The following is an 18,242-nucleotide window of genomic DNA, read 5'->3' on the forward strand; positions in this document are numbered from 1 at the left end:
CCAACCACCCGCTGATGGTACCCTATGGGTGGTTGGGCCGGGGGAGCGGGCCGGCCAGGCCAAGCTGATCGCGGAGGCGATCAGCGCACCCAACAAGGACTCCACCCTCTCCCCTAAACCCGCCCCCGCTTCGGCAACATCAGCGAAATCGCCGTCGCCCCCAGCGTCAGCGCGATGATCGCGTAGAGCGCGAGGTGGTAGGCATCGGGCGAGGGATAGCGCTCGGCCCCGCGCGTCACGCTGTCGCTGGCGAGCAGTGTGGCGACCATCTGGCTGCCCACCCCCATGAACAGCGAGCGGATCACCCCCAGCATGCCGGTGATCTCGCTGGTGCGTTCGGGTGGGGCTTCGGCGGCGATGATCGTCGGGGCGGCGGTGAACAGCATCATCGTGCCGAAGGCGATGACGATCAGTTGCAGCGCGGCCATCGCCACGCTGCGATTGTCGCTCAGCGCCATGACCCAGCCCGCCGTGGTGATCAGCCCGCCGATGACCATGGCGAGCCGCCCGCCGCCGCGCGCAGTCAGCCAGCCGCTGAACGGGCCGGCGGGGATCGCGGTCAGGCTGGAGGGCAGCTTGACCAGCCCGGCCATGGTGGCCGACAGGCCCATGCCCATGCCGGTCCAGGCCGGGGCCTGCATCAGCAGCGAGAAATAGACCATGATCTGCATCGCTCCCATCGCGACCAGCGCGCTGGCGCCGCAGGCCACCGCGATCGAGCGGTTGGCGAGGCTGCGCACGTCGATCAGCGGGTTGGCGCTGGCCAGCGCGCGGCGCCACCACGCCATGCCCAGCACAACGCCCGCACCCAGCAGCGTAAGGGCGAAGGGATCGGCCCAGCCCCACGCCTTGCCCGCGCTGAGGTAGAGCAGCACCAGCGTGACGGCGGGGGCGAACAGCACGCCTGCCAGCCAGTCAACCGGCGGGCCGCCGGTCTGGCGCGGGGAGGGCGGCACCAGCCGCGCGACCAGCGCGAGCGAGACGAGACAGAACCCCCCGCTCGCCAGGAAAATGCCGTGCCAGCTGGCATGGTCGACGATCAGCCCGCCCAGCACCAGCCCCGCCGCCGTGCCGACCGAGGCCCCGGTGACCAGCAGGCCGATCCCGGCGGGCACCCGCCCGGGTGGCAGGTTTTCGCGGACCAGCCCGATGCACAGCGGCAGGATCGTCATGGTCGCGCCTTGCAGCACCCGGCCGAGCAGGACGACGCCATAGGACCAGCCCGTCGCGCTCAGCAGCGATCCCGCCGCGCCCAGCGCCAGCACGATCAGCAGCACCCGCTGGCGGCCATAGATGTCGCCCAGCCGCCCGACCACGGCGGCGGCGGCCGAACCGACGATCAGGAAGGCGGTGACCAGCCAGCCCGCACGCGCCGCGCCGCCGAATTCGGCAACCAGCGCTTTCAGCGCGGCGAGGATCATCGCGGTTTCGAACGAGCTGGTCATTTCCGCGACCCACAGCGCGGTGAGGATCGCGGCGGTGCGGGGCGGGGACCTCACTGCGGAATGGCCCGCGCGCCTTCGGGCACCCCGGCCTGCGCGGCGCGCAGTTCGACCAGATCGACGCTGACGTCGCGCGGCAGGGCAAGGATCGCCAGCAGCGCCTCGGCCATCGATTCGGGGCTGGCGGGGCTGCCGCTCATCGCCGCGTGGCCGGTCTGGACGATCTTCTGGTAGAAGGCGGCCTTGGCCGCATCGCTCCACCCCTCGCCGCCAGACCCGCCCGAGACGGAGCCCGAACGCAGCACACTGATCCGCACGCCATCGTCGCGCAGTTCGGCGCGCAGCCCTTCGCTCAGGGTTTCGACCGCCGCCTTGGTCGCGGCGTAAAGCGCCAGCATCGGGAACGGCATCCGCACGCTTTCGCTGGTGATGTTGACCACCTGGCCCTGGCTCGCCTTGAGCTGCGGGATTGCCGCGCGGGTCAGCCAGCACAGCCCGGTGAGGTTGATGTCGATGTGGCGGCGGATCACCGCGTCGCTGCCCTGGTCGAAAGCGAAGGGTTCGAACACGGCGGCATTGTTGACCAGCACGTCGATCCGGCCCAGCTGCGCGGCGGCCTGGGCGATGGCGGCATTGACCTGATCGGGATCGGCGACGTCGCAGGCGATCGGCAGCACGGCGGGGCCGAATTCGGCGCTCATGCTGTCGAGCTGCGGGGAAGGGCGGGCCAGCGCCGCCACCTGCATCCCCGCGCCGGTCAGCGCCCGGGTGAAGTGCCGCCCCATGCCCTTGGACGCGCCGCTGATCACCGCGACCTTGCCGGCCAGTTGCTCCATCGTCCGCGCTCTCCCAAGCTTGTTCGTTGTTATTGACGATACGTCAGTTTCTTGCGCATATGCAAGCAATCGTCGATGAGGGGTGCGATGACCGCCCAGACCCACACCCGCGCGCGCAAGCCTGCCCCGGAACTGGCCTACAACCAGTATGGCCAGAAAATCGGCTCGAAAGGCGAACGCACCCGCCAGTTGCTGATCGACACCACGGTTGAACTGCTGGAAAGCCATGGCCTGCGCGACGTGTCGGTGGTGGACGTGGCGCGCGCCGCCAGCACTTCGCCCGCGACGTTCTACGTCTATTTCAAGGGCGTGCCCGAAGTGGTGCTGGCCGCGCTGGACAATGCCAGCCAGACCTCTGCCGAGTTGGAAGCGCTCGCCGCGCGGGACTGGCTCGACGGCACCGGCGCCGAAGCCGCGCGCCGCTTCGTCGATGCCTATACCCAGCTGTGGAACCGCAACCGCACGATCTTCCGGGTGCGCAACCTCGCGGCAGAGGAAGGGGACGAGCGGTTCTACCGCGCCCGCATGGCCGCTGCCGCGCCGATGATGGATGCGCTGACTGCCGCCGCGGCGCGCGCCCAGGCCGCCGGGCGGGTGCCGGCGGAGCTTAGCCCGCGGGCCTGCGCCGGGACCATGCTGATGATGCTGGAACGCCTGTCCGCGATCGGGCCGATCACGGTCGAGGGCGACGGGCTGGGCTATGCCCCGCTCAAGGCTGCGGCGGCGCACACTCTCGCCGCCATGCTGGGGGCAACCGCCTAAGCCTTGGCCATCGCTTCGGCGATCATCTCCTGCAGGTTGAGCACGCCCACGGCGAGGCCCCCCGCCAGCCCGGCATCGACCGGCAGGCACACCCCCGAAATGAAGCTGGCGGCATCGCTGTTCAGCAGCACCAGCGGCAGCGCCTGTTCGGCGGCGGTGGAGAAGCGCCCCTTGGCCTTGGCAAAGGCGCTCAGCACCGCATCGCCCGCGACCTGGCGGAAATCGTTCAGCATCGGCGTGTCGATCGGGCTGGGCATGGTGCAGTTGATGCGGATGCCCCGCTCCATCAGCGCGGGCGCGCTGACCTGGGTCCAGGTGTTCACCGCTTCCTTCGACAAGGTATAGGGATCGCCCGCGCGCTCGGCATTGGCCTGATACCACGCCCGGCCGCTGGCAATGTCGGAATTCGCCATGAACTCCCGCAGCAGCGGCTGGCGCGCGAGGTAGCCCATGCCGCCGAGCGAGGAGACGGTGACCACCGCCCCGCCGCTGCGAAAATGCGGCAGCCAGCTTTCCGTCCACTGGCGCAGCCCCAGGAAGTTGACCGTGACCACATCTTCGCCCGGAAAGGTCTGCGGCAGACCGGAGACGTTGAACAGCGCGTCAACCTCGCCCCCGATGCTGGCAACCCCTGCCGCGATCGAGGCCGGGTCCTTGAGGTCAACCGTGGTGAACGAGGCCAGACCTTCGACCGGCGAGGGGCGAATGTCGCAGCCGTGCACTTCGGCCCCCAGCGCGACGAGCGTGCGCGCCGCCGCTTCGCCGGTGCCGGAAAAACAGCCCATCACCACCACGCGCTTGCCTGCGTAGCCCAGAATGTCGGTGATCAATTGCACTCTCCCCAATTGTCATTGCGGCCCGGTCAGGCCTTCTTGCGTTCCTGCAGCGTCTTCCACACGTCGGCGGCGGTGACGGGATGGTCGAAATCGCCTTCCACCCGCGCGTCCTTGCCGGGCAGCGAGACCAGTCCGGTATCCACCCCGGCGGCCTTGCGGCGCAGCGCGCCGACCGTGCTGGCGGCGCGGCCGCCGTGCTGGGCGACCGTATCGACCCCGAAAAAGGCCATCACGTTCTGGTGGCTGATCTTGTCGATCACCCGTTCGGGCAGGTCCTTCACATTGTCCCACAGCCCTTCGGCAACATCGGGCCAGGTGCAGTCCGAATGCGGATAGTCGCATTCATAGGCGATCAGATCCTCGCCGATGTGCTGGTAGTTGAGGCAGCCGAACCGGTCCTCGATGAAGCACGACAGGAAGTGTTCGCGGAACACCTCGCTCGGCAATTTGCCGCCCCAGTCGCACCGCACCCAGGCACCGTGGTGGCGATAGGTGAAATCGGCGCGTTCGAGGAAATAGGGGATCCAGCCGATCCCGCCTTCGGACAGCGAGATCTTGAGGTTGGGGTAACGCAGCAGCGCGCGCAGGTGCAGCAGGTCCGATGCATCGGTGCTGATCGCCATCGGCAAGGAACTGATCCAGGCCGAGATCGGTGACTGGTCGCTGGCATAGAGCGGCGCCTGCCCGGTGCCGATGTGGCAGTTGAGCACGACGTGGTGATCGTTGCAGAACGCCCAGAACGGTTCCCATACCGGATCGTGGATGGGCTTCAGCCCCTTGATCGAGGGGTTGGAGGGGAAAGTGACCGAGCGGCAGCCCTTCTTCACCAGCCGCGCCAGTTCACGCAGGGTCGCGTCGATGTCCCACAGCGGCAGGACGGCGGTGGGGATATAGCGGCCCGCAAACGGCCCGCACCATTCGTCGATGTGCCAGTCGTTGTAGGCCTGGACCACGCGTTCGGCGAGCGCCTTGTCCTTCGCCTGCCACAGCCACGACCCGTCAAAGCCGATGAAGGTGGGAAAGCACACCGACGTGAGGATGCCGGCCACGTTCATGTCATCGACATGGGCCTTCGCATCCCAGGTGCCGCGCCGCATCTGCTCGATGTTGGCGGGCTCCATCCCGTATTCTTCCTTGGGCCGGCCGACCACGGCATTCAGCCCGATGTTGAAGGTGGTCAGCCCTTCGGGTTCCCAGTTCCAGAAGGCGTGGCCATCGGCCCCGGTGACGTATTGCGGCATCTTGCCCCGCAATTCGCGCGGCACGTGGGCATCGAACATGGTGGGCGGTTCGATGATGTGATCGTCCACGCTGGCGATCACCATGTCTTCCATGTTCATGGCCATTGGCCCGACTCCTCTCCAGCCGTTTCGAAGGATAGTGCGCCGTAACTGACGTATCGTCAATTCCTCTCGCGCGGGCTTGCAATTCAGATACACAGATGTATTCCGATGCACATGCGTATGCAGCGGACGAGTCGCAAGCAAAGCCAGGCGCAGACGCGTGAGCGGCTGCTGCGGGCGGCGCGCGCCGAATTCGCGCGGCGCGGCGTGGCCGCGGCCTCGATCGACCGGATCAGCGAAAGCGCCGGTTTCTCGCGCGGGGCATTCTACGCCAACTATGCCGACAAGCATGACGTGCTGCTGGAACTGCTGGCCCAGCATCAGCGCGATGAAATCGCCGCCTGGCAGGACCTCCTGGGCGCGCAGGGCACGTTGGATGAAGTGCTGCCCGCGCTGCGCGAGCGCTTCGACATGTTCGCGGGCCGGGCAGACGACGTGCTGTTTTCGACCGAATTGCAGATCGAGGCGCTGCGCAATCCCGAATTTGCCGAACGCTACCGCCTGTTCGCGCAGGAGATTGCCCAGCGCACGCAGCAGCTGGCGGCGGCCTTCATCGCGCGGGCCGGCTACAGTCAGGTTTCGGCGGAGCTCCTGGGCAAGGCCCTGCAATCGCTGGCGCCGCAATTGATCGCCGAGGCCCGGCTGGGCCTGGATGAAAGCGGGCAGAGCGCTGGTGAGCGGCTGGTCGCGATGATTGTCGAATTGTTGGGAACACAACGCTGACCGCAAGAGGCGGATCGGCGGATTGAGGAGCGTGAATGATGGCAAGCCAGGCAATTTCCGCCCCGCCGCATGTGCCGGCGGACCGGGTGATCGATTTCGACCTGTACAATTTCCCGATTGAGGGCCTCGAATACCAGGCCACGATGCGCCGGATCTTCCAGTCCAACCCGGCCCAGGTGCTGTGGACCCCGCACAACGGCGGGCACTGGATCGTCAAGAACAACCAGGACGTTGCCACGGTCCTGTCGGACAACGATCACTTCAGTTCGCGCCGGATCATGGTCGGGGTCAAGGACGATGGTCGTCCGCCGCTGGTGCCGCTCCAGCTCGATCCGCCGAACCATGCGCCCTACCGCGCGCTGCTTCAGGCGGCGCTCTCGCCCAAGGCGGTGGGAAAGCTGGGCGACCGCGCGCGCGAGCTGTCGATCGAGCTGATCGAAGGCTTCAAGCAGCGCGGGCACTGCGAATTCATCGGCGAATTCGCGCAGCACCTGCCGATCGCGATCTTCATGGAAATCGTCGGGCTGCCGGCCGAGGACCGCGCCTACCTGACCGAAGTGGCCGAAATTGCGATGCGCGGCGAGGACGAGCCGACCCGCAACGAAGCCGCCGGCAAGCTGATGATGTACGGCATGGCCAAGGTGGCCGAACGCCGCGCCAATCCCGGCAATGACCTGATCAGCACGATCGCCAAGGCCGAAGTGGACGGCAAGCCGATCGACGATTTCCCGCTGACCGGCATGATCCTGCTGCTGCTGCTGGGCGGGCTGGATACCGTCGCCTCGACGCTGGGCTTCTATGCCCAGTTCCTCGCGACCCATCCCGAACACCGCCGCCAGCTGGTCGAAAATCCCGAGCTGATCGCCAATGCCAACGAGGAACTGCTGCGCCGCTTCCCGATCGCGATCCTCGCGCGTGAGGTGAAGGCCGATTTCACGCTTGACGGGATCACGATGAAGGCGGGCGAAATGGTGCTCGCGCCGACCCCGATGGACGGGCTCGACGAACACAAGTTCGCCGATCCGCTGGAAGTCGATTTCAACCGCGAAAAGCCGGGCGCCAACTCCACCTTCGGCGGCGGCGTGCATCGCTGCGTCGGCTCGATGCTGGCGCGCACCGAACTGCGCATCTTCCTTGAAGAATGGCTCAAGCGCATTCCCGACTTCGCGGTGAAGCCCGGCTTCGAACCCAAGGTCAACGCGCGCTCGGTCGCCACGATCACCCGGCTCGAACTGGTCTGGGACCCGGCGAGCGTGAAATGAGCACTCCCGCCAAAGGCCAGCCCGGCACCCGCCGCTACCAGTGCTTCTACTGCGGCACCGTCTATGACGAGGCGCTGGGCTGCCCGGAAGACGGCATCCCGCCGGGCACCCTGTGGGAAGACGTGCCGGACGACTGGGTCTGCCCGGAATGCGCCGCCGGCAAGGCCGACTTCGCGCTGGACGAGGATTACTGAGCCGGCCTGACCGGAACTGAAGGGGAGAGAAGGAACGCGATGGCCAGTCTGCCGAAAGTGGGGCTGAACGTGGTCCCGGTTCCTTCCTCCCTGCTGGTCCGTTTTGCCCGGCTGGCCGAGGATATGGGCTTCGAATCGCTGTGGTCGGGCGAACATGTCTGCCTGCCCGCGAACGAGGATTGGTGGCGCGGCTATCCCACCGTCACCGCCACGGCGGCGCGGGGAGAGCCGGTCGATCCGTCACTGGTGCCGTTCACTCCGCACAGTCCGTTCCATGAACCGCTGATCGTGCTGTCGCACCTGGCGGCGGTGACCAGCCGGGTGCGGCTGGGGGTGGGGATCTATCTGCTGGCGCTGCGCGATGCGGTGCTGGTCGGCCGCGCGCTCGCCTCGCTCGACGTGCTGTCGGGCGGGCGGATCGATCTGGGCGTGGGGCTGGGTTGGTCGCCCGAGGAATATGCCTATACCGGCAACGACTGGCACAAGCGCGGGCGCAAGCTGGACGAGACGATCCTGGCCCTGCGCGCCCTGTTCGAGCAGGACGAGCCGGAGTTTCACGGCGAATTTTATGACTTCCCGAAAATCGGGTTCCAGCCGAAGCCCGTCCAGCGCCCGTTCCCGATCCATGTCGGCGGGTTCACCCCGGCGGCCGAGCGGCGCGCGGCGCGGCTGGGCAATGGCTGGTATGGCGGCCCGGCGCATATCCCGTCGGTCAAGGCGCAACTGGCCGAACAGGGCCGCGCGGACGAGCCGTTCACCTTTGGCATGATCGAACCGCGCGGCATGATCGAGCGGGATGAGCTGCTGCGCCTGGCCGATCAGGGCGTTGACCGGGTGGTGACCACGGTCTGGCCGCAGACGCTGGAACCCAGTGCCGACGATCCCGACGCCCCGCTGCGCGAGCTGGAAGCCTATGCCCGGCGGATCGGGCTGGTGTAAGCGCCCCGCAATGCGCGTCACCCCGGGTCAAGCCCGGGGTGACGGTGTGAGGACAGCGCGGGGTGTTTAGCCGCGCATCACCCAGCCGCCGTCGATGTTCAGCACCTGGCCGGTCATCCACCGGCCCGCTTCGCTGACCAGCAGCAGCAGCGCGCCGCACAGCGCATCGGGGGTGTCGCGCAGCTGGATCGGTGCGCGGCTGGCGGCCATCTGTACCAGCGGGCTGTCATCCGGGGTCAGCGACAGGCCGGCGTCGGACTTGGTCATGCCCGGGCCGATCGCGTTGACGCGGATGCCCTGCCTGCCCAGCTCGGTCGCCAGCGTGGTGGTCGCCCCGTGCAGCGCGATCTTGGTCACGCCATAGAAGCTTTGCGCCGGATAGGCCCCGGCCGAAACCTGGTTGACGATCGATCCGCCGCCGCGCTTGGCCATATAGGGGGCCACGACCTGGGCGCAGTTGATCGCGCCCCAGACGTTCACCGCCATGCCCTTGTCGAACCGGGCACGGTCGGTCTGGATCAGCGGCTTGTCGACGATTTCGACCATCAGCGCGGCGTTGTTGACCAGGATGTCGATCCCGCCGAACGCGGCTTCGGCACTGGCGGCCATCGCCTCGACCGAAGCGGTGTCGGTGATGTCGACCTGCGCGGCCACGGCCTTGCCGCCCAGCGCGACGATCTCGTCCGCGACCTTCTGCGCGCCTTCGCCGTTGAGGTCGGCCACGACCACGCTGGCCCCGGCATTGGCGAGCGCGACGGCATAGGCCCGCCCGATCGAATTGCCCCGTCCGCCCGCGCCGGTGACCACGGCCACCTTGCCATCCAGCCGGAAGCTGTCGTTGTTGAAATCGGTCATGCTGCTTGCCTCACTTGGGGAAGATCGGCGCGCCAACGCCGACAGTCACGGTCTTGTAGTGCAGGAATTCGTCGATCCCGGCCTTGCCGCCTTCCTTGCCGAAGCCGGAAATGCCGACCCCGCCGAACGGCGTGTGCGAATTGATCTGGAAGCCCCCGTTGACATAGACGCCCCCGGCGTTGAGCCGTTCGGCCAGGCGGTGAACGCGCTGGATGTCGTTCGACTGGATATAGGCGGCCAGGCCGTATTCGCTGTTGTTGGCAATGGCGACGGCTTCATCCTCGGTATGGAACTTGATGATCGCGACGGCCGGGCCGAAGATTTCGACTTGGGCGATTTCGTGGTCCGGGTTCACATCGACCATGATCGTCGGTTCGATGAAGTTGCCCTTGGCCAGATCACCCCCGGCGCGCTTGCCGCCGATCAGGAACTTGCAGGCGTTGTCGGCAGTTGCGCGGTCGAACATCCCGGTGATGCGCTCCACCGCGGCGGCGCTGATCACCGGGCCGACCATGACGCCGGGTTCCATCGGGTCGCCCACCTTGAACTGCTTGGCGATCTCCACCATCAGCGCGACGAATTCGTCGTAGACGTCGGCGTGAACCAGCTGGCGGGTGGGCAGGGCGCAGCCTTGCCCCGCCAGACAGCCGATGGTCCAGAACACGGCGCGTTCGGCGGCGGCCTGCAGGTCGCAGTCCGGGAAGACCAGGCTGGCGCTCTTGCCGCCCAGTTCCATCACGCTCGGCTTGATCTGTTCGGCCGCGGCGGTGAGGATCTTGCGCGCGGTGATCGGCCCGCCGGTAAAGCTGATCTTGCGCACGCGCGGGTGGCGCACGATCGCATCGCCCGCTTCGCCCGTGCCCGGCAGGACCGAGATCACCCCGTCGGGGATACTCGCTTCCTTGCAGCACTGCGCGAACAGTTCCGGGGCGAAGGGGGTGATTTCGGCGGGCTTCAGGATCACGCAGTTGCCGGCGGCGAGCGCCGGGGAAACCTTCATCCCCATGCCGATCAGCGGGCCGTTCCAGGTGTTGATGATCCCGACAATGCCGATCGGTTCCGGCACCGAGTACGAAAACTCGCCGCGCGTATCGAAGGTGCTCATCAGCTCGCCGGTCAGCTTGTCGCACCAGCCGGCGTAATAGCGCATCCAGCTGGCGGCGGTTTCGACCCCGCGTTCGCCCTGCATCAGCGGAGTGCCGCCATCCAGCGCGGCCATCCGGCCGAATTCCTGCTGGTTTGCCATCAGCAGGTCGGCCAGCCGGGAAAGGATCTGCCCGCGCACTTCCGGATTGGTGCGGCGCCAGCCTTCGCGGGCGGCCTCGGCCTTGGCCACGGCGGCTTCGACTTCGGCCGGGCCGGCCAGCGGCACTTCGGCCAGGGCTTCGCCGGTCACCGGATGGATGTGGGTGCGGCTGCCGCCCGAGCCACTCGTCCGCTTCTCATGCCCGATGTGCAGGTGGACCTTGGGGATTGCTGCCGATGCGGCGGTGGCCATTGCCTTCATGCTCCTCTGTGCCGGGCGGCAGGCATGGGCCTGCGCCGCTCATTGTTGCATCAGTTATTGCACTAGGTAAACTATGTTGGCAAGATGCCGCCCATGAAAAGCCTGACAGGGAAGACGGCGCTGGTCACCGGCGGCGCGCGAGGAATTGGAGCGGCCGTGGTGCTGCGTCTGGCGCGGGAAGGCGCCCGGGTTGCTTTCGCCTATCGCGCCGCCCAGGACCAGGCGGACCGCCTGGTTGAGGACATTGCGGCCGAAGGCGGCGTCGCTGTGGGGATTCGTGCTGACGTCTCGAGCCGGTCCGGCGTGGCCGAGCTGTTCGATGCAGTGGATGCCCGGTTCGGCCCGGCTCCGAACCTTGATATTCTGGTCAACAATGCCGGCGTCGGCAGCGACGGTCAGGACGCGAGCCTGCGCAGCGGGTCCGAGGAACTGTTCGATTACATGATGGCGGTCAATGCCAAGGGGCCGTACCTCGTCACCCAGGCCGCCTTGCCCCGGCTCAGGGACCATGGCCGGGTGGTCAACATCGGCTCGATCTCGGGCAAGGTGGCCCAGCCCTTCGCCGCCGGCTATGCCATGACCAAGCGGGCCTTGCAGAGCCTGACCTTTTCGACCGCGGCCGAACTGGCCAAGCGGGGGATCACTTGCAACCTGATCGCCCCGGGCGCGGTGGCGACCGATTTCATCGCCAAACTGCGCGAGCGCCCCGGCTTTGACGAGGGCAACGCCAGGGCGACTCCGATGGGGCGGATGGGCCAGCCCGACGACATCGCCGGAGCCGTGCTGATGCTGTGCCGCGAAGAGGCGCGCTGGGTGACCGGCAACGTGATCGAAGCGGCGGGAGGCTTGACGGTCTGATGGCCCAGATAACCGAGAAACTGCGCGCGATCATGGCGCTCGATCCCGCCCGGACGGAAATCGACTTCGACGGGCGCGACTATACCTGGGGCGATCTGGCGCGCATCGTCGGCGCAATCGAATCGGCGCTGGACGCAATGGCCCTGCCCGCCGAAGCGCGGGTCGGGGTGATGCTGCGCAACCGCCCGGGGCACATCGCCGCGATCCTGGCGGTGCTGTCCACCGACCGCTGCCTCGTCTCGCTCAACCCGGCGCTGCCCGATGACAAGCTGTTCGCCGATGTCGCGGGGCTGGGGCTGCCCGCGATCATTGCCGATGAAAGCGACGCGGCGCGCCCCGGTCTGGCCGATTGCTTTGCCCGTGCCGGGACGGCGGTGATCGTGATCGGCGCGCGGCTTGAAGGGCTGCGGCTGCTGCCGGGGTGCGAGCGTCCGCGCGGGCAAGTTCTGACCAGCCCCGGCGTCGCGATCGAGATGCTGACCAGCGGCACCACCGGCACGCCCAAGCGCGTGCCGCTGACCCGCGCCGCCTTCGATGCCAGCTTCGCCGGGTTCACCCGGTACGAGCGGAACCGCGAGTTCGCGGACCAGCCGCAGCTGCGTTCGGGCGTGACCATGGTCAACAATCCGCTGACCCATATCGGCGGGATCTATGGCTGCATCGGCGCGCTGATGGCCGGGCGCAAGATCGGCCTGCTGGAAAAGTTCACGGTGGACACATGGGTCGAGGCGGTGCGCCGCAACCGGCCCAAGGTGGCGGGGGCGGTGCCTTCTGCGGTGCGGATGCTGCTCGAAGCCAATGTCGATCCGGCCGACCTGTCGAGCCTGTCGGCGCTGATCAGCGGCACCGCGCCGCTGCCGCCGGATCTGGTCGATGCCTTCCTCGAAAAATACGGCATTCCGATCCTGGCCAATTACGGCGCGACCGAATTTGCCGGGGCGATCGCGGGCTGGTCGCTGGATGATTTCAAGGCCAACTGGGCGGCCAAGCGCGGCGCGGTCGGCCGGGTCCACGCCAATATCGCCGCGCGCGTGGTCGATGCCGACAGCGGGGCCGAACTGCCCCACGGCAGCGAAGGGCTGCTGGAACTGAAGGGCGACCAGCTTGGCCCGCAATACCGCCTTGATGGCGACATCTGGCTGCGCACGACCGACCGCGCGGTGCTCGACGCGGACGGCTTCCTGTTCATCAAGGGCCGGGCCGATAACGCGATCATTCGCGGCGGGTTCAAGGTGCATCCCGATGACGTGGTCCGCGCGCTGCACCAGCACCCCGCCGTGCGCGAGGCAGCTGTGGTCGGCGTGCCCGATGCGCGGCTGGGCGCTGTGCCCGCCGCCGCGATCATCCTGCGCGAAGGGGCCGGGGCACCCGATCCCGAAGCGCTCAAGGCGTTCCTCAAGGAGCGGCTGATCGCCTACCAGGTGCCGGTCCATTTCCGCTTTGTCGCGGACTTTCCCCGCACCCCGTCGATGAAACCCAGCGCGCCCGGCCTTGCGGCGCTGTTCGCCGCCGAGGCGGCATGACCGGCGAATTCGCCGGTGCCCGCGTGGTGGTGACCGGGGCCGGGCGTGGCCTGGGCCGGGGCATTGCCGAAAGCTTTGCCGGGCTTGGCGCGCGGGTCATGCTCGGCGCACGCACGCTGGAACCCGCGCTGGAGGCGGTCGCGGCGATCCGCGCGCGCGGCGGCGTGGCCGAGGCCGCGCGCTGCGATACCTCCAGCCACGGCGATTGCACCGCGCTGGTCGCGGCGGCGGTGGCGGCCCTTGGCGGGATCGACGTGCTGATCCACTGCGCCGCGGACATTCCCCACGGTGGGCTGGGGCAGGTTTCGGACGAGCGGCTGGAAGCCGGGTTCGCCTCGATCGCCAAGGGAGCCTGGTGGCTGCTCGATGCGGCGCGCCCGCATCTCGCCGCCGCGCCGCAGGGCGGGCGGTTCATCGCGATCGGATCGGTCAACGGCACGGCCACGGTGGTGCCGAACATGACCGCCTATGGCATGGCCAAGGCCGCGCTGCTGGGCTTCGTGCGCGGGGCGGCGCTGGACGTGGTGGGGGATGGGATCACGGTCAACGCGGTCCAGCCCGGGCTGATCGCCAGCGACAATGCCCGCCGCGTGCTGGGCGAGGAAGGGCTTGCCGCCTATGGTGCGACCGTGCCAGTTGGCCGGGCGGGCACGGTGGATGATTTCGCCCACGCCTGCCAGTTCTTCGCCAGCCCACGCGCGGGCTATGTCACCGGGGCCAGCCTGGTGATGGACGGCGGCTCGTCGCTCGCCCCGGGGCGCGGCGGACGGGGGGATATTCTACAGGATCGCCTGCGGGCGCAGACAGGAGCAGAACAATGAAGCTGGAACAGGGAATGGCCGCAGTGGTCACCGGCGGGGCATCGGGCCTGGGCCGGGCAAGCGCCAAGGCGCTGGCCGAACAGGGCCTGAAGGTTGCCGTGTTCGACATCAACGAGGAAGCGGGCGAGGCCGTTGCCGCCGAAATCGGCGGGGTGTTCTGCAAGGTCGACATCACCAGCGAGGACAGCGTGGTCGCCGGGTTTGAAAAGGCCCGCGCCGCGCACGGCCAGGAACGCGTCCTGGTGCACTGCGCGGTGGTGACCGGCGGCGGCAAGACGATCTCGTTCGACAAGGCGACCGGCGGGTTCAAGCGCAACCCGACCGAAATGATCGCGCGTTCGGCCGAAGGGATCTTCACCGCATCCTACCGCATGGCCAGCCACGCGGCGCTGGGCATGGCCAACAGCGATCCGCTGAACGAGGACGGCGAGCGCGGCTGCATCATCCTGACCAGCTCGGCCGCATCGCAGGACGGGCAGATCGGCCAGGTCGCCTATGGCGGCGGCAAGGGCGCGGTCAATGCGATGGTCCTGCCGATGGCGCGCGACCTGATGGACCTGGGGATCCGCGTCAACGCGATCCTGCCGGGGATCTTCGCCACCCCGCCGATGCTGGCGGTGCAGGACAAGGCGCCGGCGATCTTCGCGGGCCTCGAAGCCTCGGTCCCGTTCCCCAAGCGGCTGGGCAACCCGGCGGAGTTCGGCAGCCTGGTCTGCGAACTGGCGCGCAACACCTATTTCAACGGCCAGTGCATCCGCCTCGACGGCGCGATCCGGATGCCGCCGAAGTAGCATGGCACAGGCCCATCCGCCGCAGCAGTTCCCGTTTGCCCGGCACAGCGCCGGGCACGCACCGCTGCGGCGGCCGGGTTCGATCCGCCGCACCACTTCGATCGACAGCGACTGGCCCGATGGCCTGGGCCAGCCATGGGAAATGATCGGCCGCGCGCGCGACCTGCTGACCCCGTTCGGGGCCGAGGAAGCGCGCGTGCTGGCGACCGGCCAGTTCCGCATCATGGCCAGCCCGATCCGCGAAATCCTGTCGATTGCGGCCAGCACCGATCATCCCCGCCTGCAGGAAATGGTCGGGGTGCGCGCGGGCGGGGCCAGCCGCGCCGCGCTGGCGGAAAAGCTGGGCGATCTTAAGGGCACGCCGCTCTACCAGCTGCTGGACGATTACGCCGGGGCGAGCCTCGTCGCGGGGTGGATCTGGAGCCGGTGGAGCGACGACTGGATGATCCGCGCCCAGCGTTCGGGCACGCGCTCCACCGCCGGCAAGGGCGGGGTGATGACCGATGTCTGCACCGGCTTTGCCGCAGGGGCGAGTTCGCTGCACGATGATGGCACCGGCAACACGGTCGACCAGTCCTATGCCGAAGTCGGCCCGCTGGAACACCCTGACGACGCGCTCAGCTGGCATCCCATGCCGTTCCAGCAGGGGCCGCAAAAGCGCCGTTCGCGCCGAATCGACCTGTGGCGCGAAGACGGGCTGATCAAGGTCGATGCGGGCTTCCAGGACAGCGGCAGCAACCCCGGCGGGGGACGCACCGCGATCCACGAATACCGCCTGTTCGCCGAAGTGGACGAGGCGACCGGCACCCTGGCCGCGCTGCAGGTGCTGCCGCTGATCCTGCCGTTCCGCGAATGCCCCGGCGCCTCGGTCAAGGCAAGCCGGCTGGTGGGCGAGAAAGTGCAGGATTTCAGGGATATCGTGCTTGGCCGGCTGGCCGGGACGATGGGCTGCACGCACCTTAACGACGTGCTGCGCGCGCTGGCCGACGTGCCGGCGCTGGCCCGGATGTTGCCATAGGGACACAGCATTGGGGCTTGTTGACGCCGCGTCAACGGCCTCTTGTGTGTCCTAGTGGACTTAGTTATACAACTCCTCGACCCGAGCGGCGCGTACCGCTCGATGGGAGGAGAGCCTGAAGATGAAAACCACCGCTTCGCGTGCCCTGATTCGCATGCTCGGCAGCGCCGCTGCCACCGCGATCGCCCTGTCCAGCGCCAGCGCCTATGCCCAGGCCGCCCCGGCCGAGAATGAAGACGCCAACATCATCACCGTGGTGGGCGTGACCAAGCAGGCCGCCAACGTGCAGGAAGTGCCGAGTTCGATCACGGCGTTCAGCGGCGATCAGCTGGCTGATCAGGGCGTGCGCGAAGTCAAGGAACTGGCCAAGTTCACCCCGGGCTTCTCGATCCGCGACGCGGGCAACAGTCCCACCGCTTTCAGCCTCGCGATCCGCGGCCAGATCCAGAACGACAACATCGCCACGCTGGAACCCTCGGTCGGCGTCTATCTCGATGAAATGTACGTCGCCCGCGCTTACGGCCTGAACGCCAACCTGCTCGACATCGAAAGTGCCCAGGTGCTCAAGGGGCCGCAGGGCACGCTGTTCGGCCGCAACACTTCGGCCGGCGCGGTGCTGTTCCAGACCGCCGATCCCAAGTTCGGCAAGACCACCGGCAGCTTCTCGGCCAGCTATGGCAATCTTGAAGACCGTTCGCTGACCGCGATCTTCAACATCGGCGGCGACCGGGTTGCGGCGCGCGGCGCGGTGTTCTTCAACAAGCGCAACAGCTTCCAGACCGATGTCAACACCGGCAAGAAGTACGGGGCGAACCGGGTGGTCAATGGCCGCGTCAAGGTGGCGTTCAAGCCGGTTGACGGGGTGACCCTGCTGCTCTCGGCCGAAAGCTGGGACGGAGAGATGACCGGCCGCGTCAACCAGAACCAGTACTTCAACCTGGGCGGCACCGGGTTCGATCCGGCCGCGGCCGACCGCGCCAAGTTCGGCGGCGATCCCGACAAGGTGGCGGTGACCGATCCCTTCTCCATGCCCGGCGCGCCCACCCAGGGGCCGTTCAGCGACATGCACACCGACACCTTCATCGGCAAGCTGACGGTGGACACCAGCTTTGGCGAGCTGAAGTGGATCAACGGCTATCGCAGGGTCAAGGGTGACAACCTGCTCGACCTTGATGGTTCGTCCAGCCTGGTCAACCACTTCACCCAGGGTATTCAGGACCTCAAGGAATTCACCAGCGAGTTGCAGCTGACCGGCAAGGCGATGGAGGACAAGCTGTCCTACGCGCTGGGCGTGACCTACCTGAAGGAAAGCGGCACCGACGAATCGCATTCCAACGCCAATGCCAACCCGGCGGCAGGTGGCGGCACCTGGACCAAGTTCCTGGGCGACATCGACAACAAGTCGTGGGGCGTTTACGGCCAGCTCAACTACAAGGTCACCGATCAGCTCAGCCTGACCGGCGGTCTGCGCTGGTCGCACGACGACAAGGGCGTGACCACCCAGTCCACCGTGATCCCGAACAACGGCACGGCGGTCGCGGCCTGCCTGCCCACCACCTACCAGCTCAGCAAGCTGCTGGCCGGCACCTTGGTGGCGGCGGACTGCAACCGCAGCCGCAGCGATACCTGGTCGAACCTGTCCTACTCGGTCGGTCTTGACTATAAGCTGACCGACGACGTGATGTTCTATGCCAAGCAGAGCCGCGGCTATCGTTCCGGGGCCCAGCAGCTGCGCTCGCTGACCCTGACCGACACCGATCCGGCCCAGCCGGAAATCGTCAACGAGCAGGAAGTCGGCCTGAAGACCGAATTCTGGGACAAGCGGGTGCGGTGGAACATCGCGGGCTATCACAACACCGTGAAGAACGCCCAGCGCAGCGTGATCCTGAGCGTTGGCGGCACCAGCCGGACCGTGCTGGAAAACGCCGACACCAAGAACTGGGGCTTCGAAACCGACCTGAACGTCAACCTGACCGATGGTCTGGACGTGTTCGCCGGCTATTCGCACACCGATCCGAAGTACACCAAGTACGCCGGTTTCGTGGTGGCGGGCGGCGTGCTGACCCCCGCCGACAAGAGCGGCCAGAAGTTCGGCTCGATCGTCAAGGACCAGTTCAGCGTCGGCGCCAACTACAAGGGTGACCTGGGCTTTGCCCGCGTCGCGGCCAATGTCAGCTATGCCTGGCAGGGTGACATGTACCAGGTGATCGACCCGCTGAACGTGCTGACCACTTCGGCGGCACTGGGCGGCGGCGGGCTCTCGGCCACCGAAGCGGCCAAGGTGATCGAAGCCGGCAAGACCCCGGCCTATGGCATCACCAATGCCCGGCTCGGCTTCTCGTTCGGTCCGGAAGACAACTATGAAGTGGCCGTCTGGGGCCGCAACGTGTTCGACAAGCGGGCCAAGCAGTACATCCTGTTCCTGGGCGGCCTGAACTATGTCGGCGCGAACTGGAACGATCCGGCGACCTACGGTGTGAGCGTCACCGCCAAGTTCTGATCCACCCGGTCCCGCACGGGACCACGGCGGGG

General features: G+C 67.5%; 17 protein-coding genes. 11 read left to right on the forward strand and 6 right to left on the reverse strand.

Annotated elements, in window-relative coordinates; all coding sequences use genetic code 11:
• Positions 1-113: 113 nt before the first annotated feature.
• Both ACE3N9_RS08890 and ACE3N9_RS08895 read right to left on the reverse strand, forming a co-directional pair.
• Positions 114-1,499: an MFS transporter gene (locus ACE3N9_RS08890; protein WP_374282963.1), complete on the reverse strand. Its 1,386-nt coding sequence runs from the start codon at positions 1,497-1,499 to the stop codon at positions 114-116.
• The gene (locus tag ACE3N9_RS08895; RefSeq protein WP_374282965.1) at positions 1,496-2,278 is read right to left on the reverse strand and encodes an SDR family oxidoreductase; all 783 of its coding nucleotides are present in this window, start codon (positions 2,276-2,278) and stop codon (positions 1,496-1,498) included. The genes ACE3N9_RS08890 and ACE3N9_RS08895 overlap by 4 nt, the downstream gene beginning before the upstream one ends.
• An 87-nt stretch (positions 2,279-2,365) precedes the next feature.
• Between ACE3N9_RS08895 and ACE3N9_RS08900 the strand changes: the two genes are divergently transcribed.
• Positions 2,366-3,040: a TetR family transcriptional regulator gene (locus tag ACE3N9_RS08900; protein ID WP_374282967.1), complete on the forward strand. Its 675-nt coding sequence runs from the start codon at positions 2,366-2,368 to the stop codon at positions 3,038-3,040.
• On the opposite strand, the gene ACE3N9_RS08905 is transcribed toward ACE3N9_RS08900, so the two are convergent.
• Positions 3,037-3,870: a coniferyl-alcohol dehydrogenase gene (locus ACE3N9_RS08905; protein WP_374282969.1), complete on the reverse strand. Its 834-nt coding sequence runs from the start codon at positions 3,868-3,870 to the stop codon at positions 3,037-3,039. The genes ACE3N9_RS08900 and ACE3N9_RS08905 overlap by 4 nt on opposite strands.
• A 32-nt stretch (positions 3,871-3,902) precedes the next feature.
• Positions 3,903-5,222 carry an amidohydrolase family protein gene (locus tag ACE3N9_RS08910; protein WP_374282970.1) on the reverse strand — a complete coding sequence of 440 codons (1,320 nt, stop codon included), beginning with the start codon at positions 5,220-5,222 and terminating at the stop codon, positions 3,903-3,905.
• Positions 5,223-5,333: 111 nt separating this feature from the next.
• Here ACE3N9_RS08910 and ACE3N9_RS08915 point away from each other — a divergent pair, with 111 nt between their 5' ends.
• From ACE3N9_RS08915 to ACE3N9_RS08930, 4 genes are read left to right on the forward strand one after another with little or no spacing between them, the layout of a single operon-like run.
• Positions 5,334-5,942 carry a TetR/AcrR family transcriptional regulator gene (locus tag ACE3N9_RS08915; protein ID WP_374282971.1) on the forward strand — a complete coding sequence of 203 codons (609 nt, stop codon included), beginning with the start codon at positions 5,334-5,336 and terminating at the stop codon, positions 5,940-5,942.
• A 38-nt stretch (positions 5,943-5,980) separates the two neighbouring features.
• Positions 5,981-7,204 carry a cytochrome P450 gene (locus tag ACE3N9_RS08920; protein ID WP_374282974.1) on the forward strand — a complete coding sequence of 408 codons (1,224 nt, stop codon included), beginning with the start codon at positions 5,981-5,983 and terminating at the stop codon, positions 7,202-7,204.
• The gene (locus ACE3N9_RS08925; protein WP_374282976.1) at positions 7,201-7,398 is read left to right on the forward strand and encodes a rubredoxin; all 198 of its coding nucleotides are present in this window, start codon (positions 7,201-7,203) and stop codon (positions 7,396-7,398) included. The genes ACE3N9_RS08920 and ACE3N9_RS08925 overlap by 4 nt, the downstream gene beginning before the upstream one ends.
• A gap of 39 nt (positions 7,399-7,437) precedes the next feature.
• Positions 7,438-8,337, forward strand: coding sequence for a TIGR03619 family F420-dependent LLM class oxidoreductase (locus ACE3N9_RS08930; RefSeq protein ID WP_374282978.1), 900 nt, complete (start codon positions 7,438-7,440; stop codon positions 8,335-8,337).
• Positions 8,338-8,403: 66 nt separating this feature from the next.
• Here the strand turns inward: ACE3N9_RS08930 and ACE3N9_RS08935 are convergent, their stop codons facing one another.
• Both ACE3N9_RS08935 and ACE3N9_RS08940 read right to left on the reverse strand, forming a co-directional pair.
• Entirely contained in the window at positions 8,404-9,192 is a 789-nt protein-coding gene (locus tag ACE3N9_RS08935; RefSeq protein WP_374282980.1) for an SDR family oxidoreductase, read from the reverse strand.
• Positions 9,193-9,202: 10 nt separating this feature from the next.
• The gene (locus ACE3N9_RS08940; protein WP_374282983.1) at positions 9,203-10,699 is read right to left on the reverse strand and encodes an aldehyde dehydrogenase; all 1,497 of its coding nucleotides are present in this window, start codon (positions 10,697-10,699) and stop codon (positions 9,203-9,205) included.
• 93 nt (positions 10,700-10,792) lie between these two features.
• On the opposite strand from ACE3N9_RS08940, the gene ACE3N9_RS08945 reads away from it, so the two are divergent.
• From ACE3N9_RS08945 to ACE3N9_RS08970, 6 genes are all read left to right on the forward strand, one after another.
• Positions 10,793-11,557: an SDR family NAD(P)-dependent oxidoreductase gene (locus tag ACE3N9_RS08945; RefSeq protein WP_374282985.1), complete on the forward strand. Its 765-nt coding sequence runs from the start codon at positions 10,793-10,795 to the stop codon at positions 11,555-11,557.
• On the forward strand, positions 11,557-13,080 hold the full coding sequence (locus ACE3N9_RS08950; RefSeq protein WP_374282987.1) for a class I adenylate-forming enzyme family protein: 1,524 nt from the start codon (positions 11,557-11,559) through the stop codon (positions 13,078-13,080). The genes ACE3N9_RS08945 and ACE3N9_RS08950 overlap by 1 nt, the downstream gene beginning before the upstream one ends.
• Positions 13,077-13,901 (forward strand): SDR family NAD(P)-dependent oxidoreductase, encoded by an 825-nt coding sequence (locus tag ACE3N9_RS08955; RefSeq protein ID WP_374282989.1) that lies wholly within the window; start codon positions 13,077-13,079, stop codon positions 13,899-13,901. The genes ACE3N9_RS08950 and ACE3N9_RS08955 overlap by 4 nt, the downstream gene beginning before the upstream one ends.
• Positions 13,898-14,692: an SDR family NAD(P)-dependent oxidoreductase gene (locus ACE3N9_RS08960; protein ID WP_374282991.1), complete on the forward strand. Its 795-nt coding sequence runs from the start codon at positions 13,898-13,900 to the stop codon at positions 14,690-14,692. Before ACE3N9_RS08955 ends, ACE3N9_RS08960 begins: the two co-directional genes overlap by 4 nt.
• A gap of 1 nt (position 14,693) precedes the next feature.
• On the forward strand, positions 14,694-15,710 hold the full coding sequence (locus ACE3N9_RS08965; RefSeq protein ID WP_374282993.1) for a DUF2889 domain-containing protein: 1,017 nt from the start codon (positions 14,694-14,696) through the stop codon (positions 15,708-15,710).
• Between the two features lie 121 nt (positions 15,711-15,831).
• Positions 15,832-18,210 carry a TonB-dependent receptor gene (locus tag ACE3N9_RS08970; protein ID WP_374282995.1) on the forward strand — a complete coding sequence of 793 codons (2,379 nt, stop codon included), beginning with the start codon at positions 15,832-15,834 and terminating at the stop codon, positions 18,208-18,210.
• Positions 18,211-18,242 lie beyond the last annotated feature (32 nt).

It is taken from the genome of Novosphingobium sp., from assembly GCF_041905565.1.
GTDB lineage: Bacteria > Pseudomonadota > Alphaproteobacteria > Sphingomonadales > Sphingomonadaceae > Novosphingobium.